We start from the raw sequence: 13089 nt of genomic DNA on the forward strand, positions 1-13089 counted from the left end.
TCGAATTACATAGCCATTCCACCATCTACGTGAATTACTTGGCCTGTTATATAATTTGAATTTTCACTGCCTAAAAATAATGCCACATTTGCTATATCTTCAACATTTCCAAATTTATTTAATGGTATTTGTGATAATATTTTTTTCTTTTGATCATCACTCAAAATCTTGGTCATATCTGTATCTATAAATCCTGGGGCTATTGCATTAACTGTGATATTTCTGCTTCCTATTTCTTTTGCAAGTGATTTTGTCATCCCGATTAATCCAGCCTTTGATGCACAATAATTAACTTGTCCTGGATTTCCAACCACACCTACTACAGATGCCATATTTACTATTTTTCCGTATTTTTGCTTTAACATTATCGGAGTCACTGCTTTTAAACAGTTGAAAGCCCCTTTTAAATTTGTTTTTATTACGCTATCAAAATCTTCTTCTTTCATTCTTATAATAAGATTGTCTTTTGTTATTCCAGCATTGTTTACTAATATATCAACTCTTCCAAATTCTTTTTTTGCTTCTTTTATAAGATTTTCTGCTTGTTCTAATTCGCTTACATCTGCTTTTACTACTAATACTTGAGAACCTAAACCTTCTAATTCTTTTTTAACTTTTAATGCTTCCTCCTCATTATTTCTATAATTAATAACTATATTTGCCCCTTCTTTTGCAAATTTTGTAGCTATACATTTTCCTATTCCTCTTGATGCACCTGTTATTACAGCACATTTTCCCTTTAACATAAAATCCTCCATTTTAGCTTTTATAAGTTTTATAAAGCCCCTTTAATGTATAATTTCTTTATAATTCCAAACTTGATATTGTGCTTTCTAATGAATCCATATCACACACGTTATATATTTTTACTGATTTATCTATTTTTTTTAAAAATCCACTTAATGCTTTTCCTGGGCCAACTTCTATAAAAGTGTTCACACCTTTGTTTATTAAATCTCTTATGCTCTTTTCGAATAAAACTGGTGACATTATTTGTTGTCTAAGCAACTCTTTTATATCATCGTCTTTTTTATAGGGGGCACCTTTTACATTTGAATATACAACCTTTTTAAAATCATTTATATCTGCTTTTTTTACTTCTTCATAAAATTTATAACTTGCATCTTTGTACATCGAACAGTGAAATGGGCCACTGACCTTTAATGGAAGTGCCCTTCCTCCAAGTTCTTTTGCTATTTTAACACTCGCCTCTAAGGCTTTTACTTCTCCTGAAATTACTGTTTGGCCAGGACAGTTATAATTTGCACCTTCGACTAATCCAAATTCACTTGATCTTTTTATCAATTCTTCAACCTTTTCTGGACTTAATTTTAAAATTGCCATCATACTTCCTTCTTCTGGGCTTATAGCACTATCCATTATCTCAGCTCTCTTTTTGATTAGTTTAATTCCATCTTCAAAACTTATCACACCAGAATCAACAAGTGCACCATATTCACCTAATGAAAGTCCCAAGGTATACTTAGCAGAAATTCCTCTAAGCTCTACAGCCTTAGCAGATGCAAGTGATGTTAGTAAAATTGCTGGTTGTGAATATTTAGTTCTTTTTAAATCATCTTCATTCCCATTAAAAATCATCTCTTTCATAGGCATATTTAAAATCTCATCACCCATATCGAATATTTCTTTACATTCATCTATATTGTCATATAAACTTTTTCCCATGCCTACATATTGTGAACCTTGCCCTGGAAAAAGAAATGCTATATTATCGTTCATAATCTCCTCCATATAAAACTTGTATAATTTATTTATGCATTGAATTTAAAACTTGTATTATTTATCTATTTATAATTTATGCATTTATCAAACTCAGTCATTAGCTCTTCTATTATTTCCTTGCAACTTTGCTCCTTTTTCACAAGTCCCGCTATTTGACCTGCCATAACACTTCCATTTTCTGTATCACCTTCTATAACTGCTTTTCTTAAAGCACCTCTAGTTAAAGATTCTAGTTTTTCAGAATTCGGATTACTTTTTTCTAGTTTTATATACTCTCTAGTTAGTTTATTTCTAAGAACTCTTACTGGATGAGAAGTTGAAGTCCCTGTCACTTCTGTTTCTATATCTTTAGCTTTTAATACTTTTTCTTTATAATTTTGATGTACATTACATTCATTTGAAACTAAAAAGCGGGTTCCCATTTGGACACCGACAGCTCCCAGCATAAATGATGCTGCGATTCCCCTTCCGTCTCCAATTCCCCCAGCTGCTATAACTGGAATATTCACTTCATCTACAACTTGTGGAACTAAACTCATTGTAGTCGTTTGGCCTATATGTCCGCCAGACTCCATTCCCTCAGCTATCACGGCATCTGCACCGAACTTCTCCATTCTTTTTGCAATTGCTACTGATGGAACTACTGGAATAACCTTAATTCCGTGACTTTTCCACATTTCTATATATTTACCTGGACTTCCTGCACCCGTTGTAACTACAGGAACTTTTTCATCACATACTAAGCGTGCTATCTCATCTGCATTATCTTGCATAAGCATTATATTTACACCAAATGGTTTATCTGTTAGCTCCTTTGCTTTTCTAATTTGTGCTCTTACAACTTCTGTTGGTCCAACACCACTTATTATTCCAAGGCCACCTGCCTCACTAACTCCAACAGCAAGAGATGCATCTGCAATCCATGCCATACCTCCTTGTATTATTGGATATTTTATATTCAATAATTCTGTTATCACATTACAATTCATAACCTCGTTAAATCCTCTCTTAATATATTTTAATAAATCTAACTAAATAGCTAGTTAGATTTATTTGGATTTATTAAATTTTCACTTTGCAATAATACTACTTAACTGCAACTTTTCCTTCTATGTATGCAACTAAATCTTGAACTGATTTTAGATTTTCAGCATCTTCTATTTCAATATCGAATTCTTCTTCTATCTCAGTAACTAATTCAAAAACATCTAGTGAATCTATTTCTAAAGATTCAAAAGTACTTTCCAATTTTATATCGTCCTTTTCTAAAGATAAGCTTTCCACCATCATTTCTTGTATTTTTTCAAACATAATTTTTCCTCCTAATTTTGATATTAATTTTTTGTTTTTTAATTTTAATCTTAGTAAATCTTTTATTCCCTTATTTTTTTATAATTTAATTAAATTAATTTTGAGTATTATCCCAAATTAATTATTTTGCCATTTTATTAAACAGGCTCCAGACGTAAGCCCTGCCCCAAATCCAACTGCAATTAATTTATCTCCTTTTTTAAGCAAATTTTTTTCACTCATTTCGCTTATTGCAATTGGTATTGATGCTGCTGAAGTATTTCCATATTCATCTATATTTATATAGAATTTATCCACAGGAATTTCTAACTTCTTGGCAGCAAATTGAATAATTCTTTCATTAGCCTGGTGCGGTATTATATAAGCTATATCTTCTAGACTTAAATCATTATCTTTTAAAATTTGCTTTATTAGACTTACTATCTCAATTGTTGCAAATTTAAAAATCTCACTTCCATTCATATTTAAGTATGGATTCATTCTTATTTTTTCATCGATATATGGGTTTGTTAAATCCTTAGCGCCAATAGTGAGATTTTCCCACTTTATTCCTTTTGATTTACATATGACATCTAAAATCCCTTTATTTTCACTAAGTGATAAGACCACAGCCCCAGCACCATCTCCAAATAAAACACATGTTGATCTATCATTCCAATCAATTGATTTTGATAAAGTTTCAGCACCGATTACTAAAGCTTTTTTTATATCATTTGAAACCATTATAGATTTTGCAACATTAATTCCATATATAAATCCAGAACATGCAGCACCTAAATCAAATGCAAATGCATTTTTTGCTCCTATATTTTTCTGAACTATACAAGCTGTAGCAGGTGTATACATATCTGGTGTGCATGTGGCAACGATTATTAAATCTATGTCACACACATCTATATTCGAATCATGAATTGCATTTAAAGCTGCTTTTGATGCTATATCTGATGTATTTTCATTTGTAGTAATATGCCTTTGTTTTATACCAGTCCTTGAAACTATCCATTCATCACTCGTTTCTACAATCTGACTTAACATATTGTTAGTAACTATTTTTGATGGAATATATTTTCCAACACCAGCTATAACTACATTGTTCATCTATTACCCCCTCTTTTAGTCACAAAATATTTGTTTTTATAATTATTTATATATTAAATATTTTGATTATCAAAATTTATTATGAACAAAATATATTATATTCAAACAAAAAAGTCAACTATATTTTTTATAGTCATAACTCTCAAAGAATATAAAAATATTGAAAACACTAATTTTGCAAAACTTATGTTTTTTTAAAAAACATTATAATTTACCTATTAAAAATATTTTTCTTTATTTAGATAATTTTTTATAGTATAATGAGCTCAATCTTAGTAAACCTTTTATATCCTATAGGGAGGAAACTTATGAAACCATTAATAATTGGAGATTTAATTATAAAAACACCTGTAATTCAAGGTGGAATGGGAATTGGAATATCCAGAGAAAATCTTGCATCAGCTGTTAGTAATGCTGGAGGACTTGGAGTAATTTCAGGTATAAATATAGGATATGATGAAGAAGGATTTAATAAAGATCCACTTTCTACAAATCTAAAATCATTAAAAAAACATATACAAAAAGCAAAAGAATTATCAAATAACAAACCTCTAGGTATAAATCTTATGGTTGCTATGAATTTTTATGAAGAACATGTAAAAACTGCTATCGAAGCTGGAATTGATATTATAATATCAGGTGCCGGACTTCCTATAAAATTACCGAAATTTATAGGAAATTCAAACGTTAAAATTGCACCAATAGTATCTTCTGCTAAGGCATGCAAATTATTACTTAAAATGTGGGATAAAAAATATAATAAAACTGCTGATATGATAGTAGTTGAAGGACCAAAAGCTGGTGGTCATCTAGGATTTCATAGAAATGATTTAAAAGATATAGATTCTATAGATTATGATGGAGAATTTATGAGAATATTAGAAATCACAAAAGAATATGGCCAAAAATACGACAAAGAAATACCAGTAATAGCCGCTGGTGGTATTTCAACAAGCTCTGATGTGAAAAAATATATAAATATGGGAGCTGCAGGAGTACAAGTCGGAACTTTATTTGTAGCAACAGAAGAATGTGATGCAAATATAACCTTCAAAAATACATATATCAAATGCAAAAAAGAAGATATAAAAATCATTAAGAGTCCAGTTGGTCTTCCTGGAAGAGCTATTTACAATAAATTTTTAGAAAAACTTGAATCAAATAAACCTAAAATAAAAAAATGCTATAACTGTATGGAAACATGTAATCCTTCATCTACGCCTTACTGTATATCTCAAGCACTTATAAATGCGGTAAATGGTGATATAGATAATGCCCTTTTATTTTGTGGTGCTGAGACTTATAAAATAAATAAAATTAAAACTGTAAAAAAAGTTGTAGATGAATTAATATCAGGAATTTAATAACTTAGATACTGTTCCTGAAACAGGTGCAATCGTATTTGCAACATTCCCAAAAGTAAAAAATACAACAGGATTCCCAGCGCGTGTGTTTGCAATATATGAAGTTTAAATTTTAAAATAAATTAATTTCGAAGGTTATAAATTATGTCTTATGAATATAATGAACAACACATAAGATTTCTAAAATTAAAAGAATCACTATTCGACGAAGAAACTACTTATCTAAGTACTATAGATAAAGAGATGATGGGACTTGTAATATCATCAACAAACGGGTGCACATATTGCCTAACTACACATGGTGATATACTACGTGGCCTTACAAAAAATCCAGCTTGGGTAGACACACTTACATATAATTATAGAATAGCTAAACTAACAGACAAACAACGTGCTCTTTGCGACTTTGCCTATTTTACAACTGCAAAACCTAGAGAAATCGACAAAGACCAAGTTTAAAAATTAAGAGCTGTTGGATTTAACGACCATGAAATACTAGAAGCATCATTTGTCGTAGGATTTTTCAATTATACAAATAGATGGGTTAGTTCTATAGGTGTTACCTAACCCTGGTCACTTTAATCATAATAGAAATTTTAAATAATGATAATCTTGTTTCACTTAAAATGGCAATGCTAATTAATAGCACTGCCATTTTTTAATAATTATTTAATTTATATTAATCTTACCCAATACCACCTAACAGTATTCCGACTACAAATACAAATATAGATATAAATACATAAACGTATTTAGCTGTAGATTTAAACCAAGAACCTAATGTTTTGCTTGAACCTGTTTCTATTTCTGCTTTTGCCTTGTCAACTCCGATTACCCAGAAGAACATAACACCAGCGATAAATGCTCCAAGTGGCGCTATATATATAGATGAGAAATCTAATAATGTTCCTAAAATATTTCCGTCCTCTACGAATAAACCTATAGCAAATGCTACTATACATACACCTATTACAGCTATTTTTCTATCTATATGCAAATTATTTTGTATAGCTTCAATTGGCACTTCTAATAAACATACAAGTGTAGTTATAGATGCACAAATTAGTGATATAAAGAATAATATCGCAAATACTCTACCAAAAGGCATTAATTTAAATACTGATGGCAATGTTATAAATAATAGTGGTGGTCCTGATGCTGGATCTAGACCAAACGCAAATACTGAAGGTATTATAACAAGTGCTGCTGTTAATGCTGCAATTGTATCAAATAATACTGTTTTTCTAGCACCATCTATTATATCCATATCTCTACCTAAATAACTTCCATATACAAGCATCCCAGAACCTGATAAAGATAGTGAGAAAAATGCTTGTCCTAATGCATATATCCATGTTTTTGGTTGAGATAAAAACTCCCATTTAGGTATAAATAGATATTTAAATCCATCCATAGCACCATCTAGTGTGCAAACTCTGACTAAAAGTATTAAAAATAATACATAAAATGCTGGCATCATTACTTTGTTTATCTTTTCAATTCCTGAAGATATTCCAAATAATGATACTATTAACACTATTAGTAATGCTATAAAGTGCCATGGTACGCTTCCAAATGAACCTGATATTTGTCCAAAATATGCTCCAGAATCTGTTGCAGTTAATGCACTTCCTGTTATATATCCAACTAAAAATCTTATAAACCAGCCTACTACTATTGCATATCCAACTGCTATTATAAATGTTCCTACTACAGGAATTACTCCTAATACTTTTCCACCTTTTTTCCCCTTAGTTTGTAAGGCTTTGTCAAATGCACCGATTGGACCTGATTGCATCATTCTACCAAATGCAAATTCGCCCATCAATCCTGTTGAGCCTAAAAGAATTATAAATATTATATAAGGTATTAAAAATGCAGCTCCACCATATTGACCTATTCTGTATGGAAATAACCATATGTTTCCCATTCCAACTGCAGAACCTACACATGCTAAGATAAATCCTATATTAGAAGTAAAACTGTCCCTTTTTGTTAAAGTTTGTTCCATATCATTTGTAATTTAGACTAAAATCTAAAATCACGTTCCCCCTCTTCTATTTTTACTAATTTTTCTTCTACTATTTCTCTTACTTTTTCGCTTGGTAATTTATTAAGTTCTTCTTTTATTAATGTAGTTCCTTCTTTGTCTTTATTGTGTTCATCATATCCACCGACACTAGTTTTTGAACCAGCACCCATTTGAGATACGCCTAAATGTAGTGCCATTTTTCTAGCTTCTGCAGATTCTCTTCTGAGTCAGTCTAACTAAATGGTAGCACTGTTTACAAAATACAGCAACATTTCTTGATATTTATACATTTTTCTTCTTATTTATACAAAAAGAGAAAACAGATTTAATCCGTTTTCTCTCTATCACTCAATAATTTATATAAATTAGAATCTAAAGTCACGTTCTCCTTGTGCTATTTTTACTAATCTTTCTCCAACAATTTCTCTAGTTCTATCTCTTGGTATTTTCTTAACTTCTTTTTGTATTAAATCTTCACCAGCTTTTGTAGTATCATCACTTGCATAATCTTCTAGATATTCTTTTAATGTCATAAGTGCGTTTGGTTGACAACAGTTGGCGATTTGGCCACTCTTACATAGTGACATAAATCTATCTCCTGTTCTACCTTCTCTATAACAGGCAGTGCAGAAACTTGGAATATATCCCATTTTTAATAACCAGTTTACAACTTCATCTAATGTTCTATCATCATCTACATCAAATTGCGCACTTGTTACTTCTTCTTTTACTCCTAGCTCTCTATCTGCATATCCTCCAACACTTGTTGAAGATGCTCCACTTATTTGAGATATACCTAGATGTAATACTTTTTCTCTAGTTTTTTGTGATTCTCTAGTAGATACTATCATACCTGTATAAGGAACTGCTAGACGTATTATTGCTACGATTTTTTGGAATATTTCATCTGATAGTGCATCTGGGAAATCTGCTGGGTCTATATCATCTGCTGGTCTAAGTCTTGGTACTGATATTGTATGTGGTCCAACACCAAATCTTGCTTCTAGATGTTCTGCATGCATTAATATTCCTACTAATTCATATTTATATGTGCTAAGACCATATAAAACGCCTAGTCCTACATCATCTATTCCACCTTCCATCGCTCTATCCATTGCCTCTGTATGGTATGCGTAGTCGTGTTTTGGTCCTGTTGGATGTAGTTTTTCATATGAATCTTTGTTGTAAGTTTCTTGGAATAATATATATGTACCTATTCCAGCTTCTTTTAGTTTTCTATAATTTTCAACTGTTGTCGCTGCTATATTTACATTTACTCTACGGATTGCCCCATTTTTATGTTTTATGCTGTAGATAGTATTTATACATTCTAGTATATACTCGATTGGATTGTTTACTGGGTCTTCTCCTGCCTCTAGTGCTAGTCTTTTATGTCCCATATCTTGAAGTGCTATTACTTCTCTTCTTATTTCATCTTGTGTTAATTTCTTTCTCGCTATAGTTTTATTTTTAGCATGATATGGACAATATACACATCCATTCACACAGTAATTTGAAAGATATAGTGGTGCGAACATTACTATACGATTACCATAAAATCTTTTTTTAAGGTCTTCAGCTAATTTGAACATTCTGTTTGTCAATTCTTCATCATCACATTCTAAAAGAACTGCTGCCTCTCTATGAGTTAACCCCTTTGCTCTATTAGCCTTGTCTAATATTCCTTCAATTAATTCTTTGTTCCCCTTGTTCTTTTTAGCATACTCTAATGATTCTAAAATTTCCTCATTATTTATAAATTCTTCTGCCTTACATGATTTTGGATCATATCCCATTTTTATTTCCCCCAATTTATTGAATTTTTTAGACTGAATAAAGGTAAAATGGTATGAATTTCTGCATAAAACAAAAATACCCCTGTATATACAAAGGCATAATAATACTATACATTTTGTATATCACCATCTTTTTACCTAAGAAGATTCTCTTGTAATTAGATTGATACAATTTAAATTTTCTTTCCTATTATTTAGGTCAGCCATACTTAAATGGTAGCATTATAGTTAGATTTCAGCAATATTTAAATAATTTTTTATAAACTTTACATAATTCTTTATTTTTTTCTAAATTTATATATAACTGCTCTTTTTATGTATATTTTTTATATTAAGCGTCAGAATTATTTATTAAATAGTTCATATTAATTTGTATAATAGATAAGAGAATGTTTAACAAATTTATAACAGGAGATGAAATAATGAATAGTACGACAAAGAATTTGACACTTGCATCTATACTTACTTCACTATGTGTAGTAATAACTATTTTTGCATTGTCGACAGGTATTGGTTATGGACTTTATCTCGATTTTGCCATACCAATATTTTTTGCTATAGTTTATTTAAAATGTGGTGGTAAATATAGCATATTAAGTGGAATAGTTTCCGTTTTACTTGTGTTTATTGTAGTGGGCGACCTCACTGGTGCACTATTTATGAGTCAAAGCTTTTTACTTGGGATAGTATGTGCTTATTTTATGGACAAAGATAGTATTTTAATGGAAGATATATTTTTCTCTTCAATCTTTAGCACAATTCTTATAATGGTAATCGACATATACACTAAGACTTTAAGTGGGACTAGTATTATTACTGAATTCCAAGAAATGATTGCTTGGTTTCCATATAAAGAATATGTCAATATTGTTTTTTATTGTTTAATAGCATTTTATTGTTCTGGAATGTGTTTTTCTATATACTATCTATCTTTATTCTTAGGTAAAAAACTAAAACTTTTAACACCAAATGCACAGAAAAAATATTATATATTCAGGAATTTAAAATTATTCAATAGATTTTTATGTTTTAAAAGAAATACCTTTTATTCATGTTGCCTTTATATAGTATTTATAGATATGTTGAATCTTTTTAACTTCGATATAAAATTTATTTACCTTAGAATTATTTTAATATCAGTTCAATACATAGCTTATTATTATGTGATTAGAGATTCATTAATTATTATAAAAGATTTTATAATTACTCATACTAAAAAGGTTCTCTATCTCAGATTATTTATGTGGATATGCTTGGTTTTATTTTTAATAGACTTTAGAATTTCAGTTTATATTTTTGCAATTATATCTTGTTTTATCGATATGAAAAATAATATGAGAATTCACCAAAAGAAAATTATAGATCTATTTTATGAAAAAAAAATTGATTTAAAAGCTAGACCTCAATAAAAGATTTTATTCTAACTTTATAAAGAAATCTTTATTTTAAAGACCTTTTATAAGATAGATTTCTTTGTAACACATGTACGAAAATTATAATTATCCACAATTTTAAAGGAACATAATTTCCTATATGTTATAAAAAAGTATATTTTAAAAAATTAAAGGCTATAGCAATAAAAATTAAACTTTTTTTGCCATAGCCATTTTTTATATATTTTACTTTTTATATACTTTTTATATTTATAATTGTTATTTATAATTTTACATATTTATCTTATTGTTATTATAATCAAAATATCCAAAACTTAAATCTTTATAATTATATTTACTTAAATCAATAATTGTCATATCAGGTTCATTTAATGTAGTTTCTTTAGTTTCTACTAATTTTTTATCTGAATATACATTTGATTTTATAGATGTTATACCATTAGATAGTGTTACTAATGCTTTTTTATCTAGATTTTTCCCATAATCTATTACAAAACTTCCACCCATTATATCGTAGTCCTGATGTGTTATATATCTCTCTCCAAGCTCGATATATAGTGGTTTTAGTTTATCGTTATCTTTTTCAAACACACATACTCCCAATTTTTCTTTATTAGAGTGATCGACAAATCCAACAATTATGTTATTTTCTATTGATTTTATACTAAAAACATATATATTTTCTATTTCACCTGTAGATTTAAAATTCGATATACTTTCTCTTATATAAAATAGCTCCTTATCATACATATAATCTATTTCACCGTCTTTTGCTATATAATCTACCCCTAGTTGACCATATGAAATTGGGTCTTTATCGTATATTTGACTAGCACTAGGATTTGATATAAAGAATACTCCCCAAAATACAAATGCTATAAAAAGTATTTTAGGTGTTTTATACACCATTTTTTTATATTTTAAGATATTTTCTATTCTTTTTTTAGCATAATTTTCACCAAAAGCCAATGGACAAAGCAAGTCTAAAGTTGATGTAGTTGCAAACTCTAATAATGAATTACTATAATCTACTTTTATATCTATTTTAAAATCTTTCATAACTCTTTCATCACAAGACATCTCCATATCTTGTGTCATAAGTTCAAATGCCTTCCAAACAATCGGATTAAACCAATGTATTATTACAGCTAAGAAGTAAACTTGTTTTACTATATAATCGAATCTCTTTATATGTACTTCTTCGTGATGTATTAGATATTCTTGTTCTCTTTCGCAAATTCCAAGTGGAAGATATATTTTAGGTTTTATTATACCAAATACAAATGGCGAATCTATACGATCAGTCTCATATATATTATCTTTTATAAGTGTTGCTGTGCATATTTTTTTCCTCATTTTTATATAAGATATTATTGTGTGTAGACTTAAAAGTATTATTCCTGCAATCCATAATATTATAGCTATCCACAATATATATTCTATTTTACTTCGATTTAAATTAAATGCTTCTATATTTAGATTGTTTGATATATACTCCCTAATTTTATTATTTTCTAAATGTTTAACTATATCTGTATTTATAGGTTTATTAAAATATTTTAGTTTAATAAGCGATAAATCACTATATATATTTATAGGTATAATCAATCGTAGAAATAAACATGCCCACAATAAATATGAGTATATCTTTGGAAACTTAGATAACATATATCTTCCTATTAATATAACTAAAAATAATACTACTCCCAATCTAGTCATATTAAAAACTGTATTAAACATTGTTGATAAAATATTCATAGATTCTCCCCCTTATCTCTAAATAGTTTAATCTTCTTTATAAGAATCTATTAATTTTTTTAACTCTTCAGCTTCATATTTTGATATTTTTTTATTTCCAAAGAATGCTGTCAAAAACTTAGGTAGTGAACCACCAAATGACTTTTCAACAACTTCATGGCTCTCATAAATCTGAGTGTCCTCTCTTTTTACTATAGCTGTAACTACTGTATTTTCATTTTTTAATATACCTCTTTGAGCTAATTTCCTTAAAACAGTGTATGTAGTTGACTTTTTCCATCCAAGTTTTTCATTACATACTTTTACTAAATCCCCTGACTTTATCGGCTCCTCATCCCAAATAATATTCATAAATTTAAGTTCTGCATCGAATAATTTATATTTTTCCATAATACCTCTCCTTTTTGGTTTATCATAGTAAACCACTTTGTTAATTATAAGTTTATCACGATAAACCAAATTTGTACACACTAAAAATCTCTAAAACATATTTATTTTTTCTCTAATTTTTTTATTTAGATAGATTGTCAATATAAGTGCAACATTTTATGTTTATGTTGCAGCGAAGACCTCTGCAGGTGTTTTATATCCAA

13 protein-coding genes are annotated in these 13089 nt (G+C 29.0%); 3 read left to right on the forward strand and 10 right to left on the reverse strand.

The window, feature by feature from the left end:
- Positions 1–5: 5 nt before the first annotated feature.
- From fabG to ABCM86_RS11015, 5 genes are all read right to left on the reverse strand, one after another.
- Positions 6–746, reverse strand: coding sequence for a 3-oxoacyl-[acyl-carrier-protein] reductase (gene fabG / locus ABCM86_RS10995; protein ID WP_343004004.1), 741 nt, complete (start codon positions 744–746; stop codon positions 6–8).
- A gap of 58 nt (positions 747–804) precedes the next feature.
- Complete coding sequence (gene fabD / locus ABCM86_RS11000; RefSeq protein ID WP_343004005.1) at positions 805–1740, reverse strand: ACP S-malonyltransferase; 936 nt, start codon at positions 1738–1740, stop codon at positions 805–807.
- A 65-nt stretch (positions 1741–1805) separates the two neighbouring features.
- Entirely contained in the window at positions 1806–2732 is a 927-nt protein-coding gene (gene fabK, locus ABCM86_RS11005) for an enoyl-[acyl-carrier-protein] reductase FabK (protein WP_295734555.1), read from the reverse strand.
- A 97-nt stretch (positions 2733–2829) separates the two neighbouring features.
- Positions 2830–3054: an acyl carrier protein gene (locus tag ABCM86_RS11010; RefSeq protein ID WP_007286056.1), complete on the reverse strand. Its 225-nt coding sequence runs from the start codon at positions 3052–3054 to the stop codon at positions 2830–2832.
- Positions 3055–3171: 117 nt separating this feature from the next.
- The gene (locus ABCM86_RS11015; protein ID WP_295734551.1) at positions 3172–4152 is read right to left on the reverse strand and encodes a beta-ketoacyl-ACP synthase III; all 981 of its coding nucleotides are present in this window, start codon (positions 4150–4152) and stop codon (positions 3172–3174) included.
- A 308-nt stretch (positions 4153–4460) separates the two neighbouring features.
- Between ABCM86_RS11015 and ABCM86_RS11020 the strand changes: the two genes are divergently transcribed.
- Complete coding sequence (locus ABCM86_RS11020; RefSeq protein ID WP_343004006.1) at positions 4461–5516, forward strand: nitronate monooxygenase; 1056 nt, start codon at positions 4461–4463, stop codon at positions 5514–5516.
- A 144-nt stretch (positions 5517–5660) separates the two neighbouring features.
- Positions 5661–5975 carry a carboxymuconolactone decarboxylase family protein gene (locus ABCM86_RS11025; RefSeq protein ID WP_288767837.1) on the forward strand — a complete coding sequence of 105 codons (315 nt, stop codon included), beginning with the start codon at positions 5661–5663 and terminating at the stop codon, positions 5973–5975.
- Positions 5976–6201: 226 nt separating this feature from the next.
- Here the strand turns inward: ABCM86_RS11025 and ABCM86_RS11030 are convergent, their stop codons facing one another.
- From ABCM86_RS11030 to hydG, 3 genes are all read right to left on the reverse strand, one after another.
- Positions 6202–7527 (reverse strand): sodium-dependent transporter, encoded by a 1326-nt coding sequence (locus ABCM86_RS11030; RefSeq protein WP_343004007.1) that lies wholly within the window; start codon positions 7525–7527, stop codon positions 6202–6204.
- A 17-nt stretch (positions 7528–7544) separates the two neighbouring features.
- Entirely contained in the window at positions 7545–7745 is a 201-nt protein-coding gene (locus ABCM86_RS11035) for a hypothetical protein (protein WP_330650030.1), read from the reverse strand.
- Positions 7746–7913: 168 nt separating this feature from the next.
- Entirely contained in the window at positions 7914–9344 is a 1431-nt protein-coding gene (gene hydG, locus ABCM86_RS11040; RefSeq protein ID WP_295762090.1) for a [FeFe] hydrogenase H-cluster radical SAM maturase HydG, read from the reverse strand.
- Between the two features lie 422 nt (positions 9345–9766).
- Between hydG and ABCM86_RS11045 the strand changes: the two genes are divergently transcribed.
- Complete coding sequence (locus tag ABCM86_RS11045; RefSeq protein WP_343004008.1) at positions 9767–10753, forward strand: DUF2232 domain-containing protein; 987 nt, start codon at positions 9767–9769, stop codon at positions 10751–10753.
- Between the two features lie 255 nt (positions 10754–11008).
- On the opposite strand, the gene ABCM86_RS11050 is transcribed toward ABCM86_RS11045, so the two are convergent.
- Complete coding sequence (locus ABCM86_RS11050; RefSeq protein WP_343004009.1) at positions 11009–12496, reverse strand: M56 family metallopeptidase; 1488 nt, start codon at positions 12494–12496, stop codon at positions 11009–11011.
- A gap of 27 nt (positions 12497–12523) precedes the next feature.
- Positions 12524–12886 (reverse strand): BlaI/MecI/CopY family transcriptional regulator, encoded by a 363-nt coding sequence (locus tag ABCM86_RS11055; protein WP_195931610.1) that lies wholly within the window; start codon positions 12884–12886, stop codon positions 12524–12526.
- Between the last annotated feature and the right edge of the window lie 203 nt (positions 12887–13089).

Origin of the sequence: Clostridium sp. 2218st1_F5_2218SCRN_220325, assembly GCF_039062665.1 — a bacterium.
In the GTDB taxonomy this organism is placed as follows: domain Bacteria; phylum Bacillota; class Clostridia; order Peptostreptococcales; family Peptostreptococcaceae; genus Intestinibacter.

What these genes read in the sequence shown, in the direction of transcription:
- ABCM86_RS11015 (WP_295734551.1), bottom strand. Translation starts at nt 4,152, where the DNA reads ATGAACAATGTAGTTATAGCTGGTGTTGGAAAATATATTCCATCAAAA.
- fabD (WP_343004005.1), bottom strand. Translation starts at nt 1,740, where the DNA reads ATGAACGATAATATAGCATTTCTTTTTCCAGGGCAAGGTTCACAATAT.
- ABCM86_RS11035 (WP_330650030.1), bottom strand. Translation starts at nt 7,745, where the DNA reads ATGGCACTACATTTAGGCGTATCTCAAATGGGTGCTGGTTCAAAAACT.
- fabK (WP_295734555.1), bottom strand. Translation starts at nt 2,732, where the DNA reads ATGAATTGTAATGTGATAACAGAATTATTGAATATAAAATATCCAATA.
- ABCM86_RS11045 (WP_343004008.1), top strand. Translation starts at nt 9,767, where the DNA reads ATGAATAGTACGACAAAGAATTTGACACTTGCATCTATACTTACTTCA.
- ABCM86_RS11025 (WP_288767837.1), top strand. Translation starts at nt 5,661, where the DNA reads ATGTCTTATGAATATAATGAACAACACATAAGATTTCTAAAATTAAAA.
- ABCM86_RS11055 (WP_195931610.1), bottom strand. Translation starts at nt 12,886, where the DNA reads ATGGAAAAATATAAATTATTCGATGCAGAACTTAAATTTATGAATATT.
- ABCM86_RS11050 (WP_343004009.1), bottom strand. Translation starts at nt 12,496, where the DNA reads ATGAATATTTTATCAACAATGTTTAATACAGTTTTTAATATGACTAGA.
- ABCM86_RS11030 (WP_343004007.1), bottom strand. Translation starts at nt 7,527, where the DNA reads ATGGAACAAACTTTAACAAAAAGGGACAGTTTTACTTCTAATATAGGA.
- ABCM86_RS11010 (WP_007286056.1), bottom strand. Translation starts at nt 3,054, where the DNA reads ATGTTTGAAAAAATACAAGAAATGATGGTGGAAAGCTTATCTTTAGAA.
- hydG (WP_295762090.1), bottom strand. Translation starts at nt 9,344, where the DNA reads ATGGGATATGATCCAAAATCATGTAAGGCAGAAGAATTTATAAATAAT.
- fabG (WP_343004004.1), bottom strand. Translation starts at nt 746, where the DNA reads ATGTTAAAGGGAAAATGTGCTGTAATAACAGGTGCATCAAGAGGAATA.
- ABCM86_RS11020 (WP_343004006.1), top strand. Translation starts at nt 4,461, where the DNA reads ATGAAACCATTAATAATTGGAGATTTAATTATAAAAACACCTGTAATT.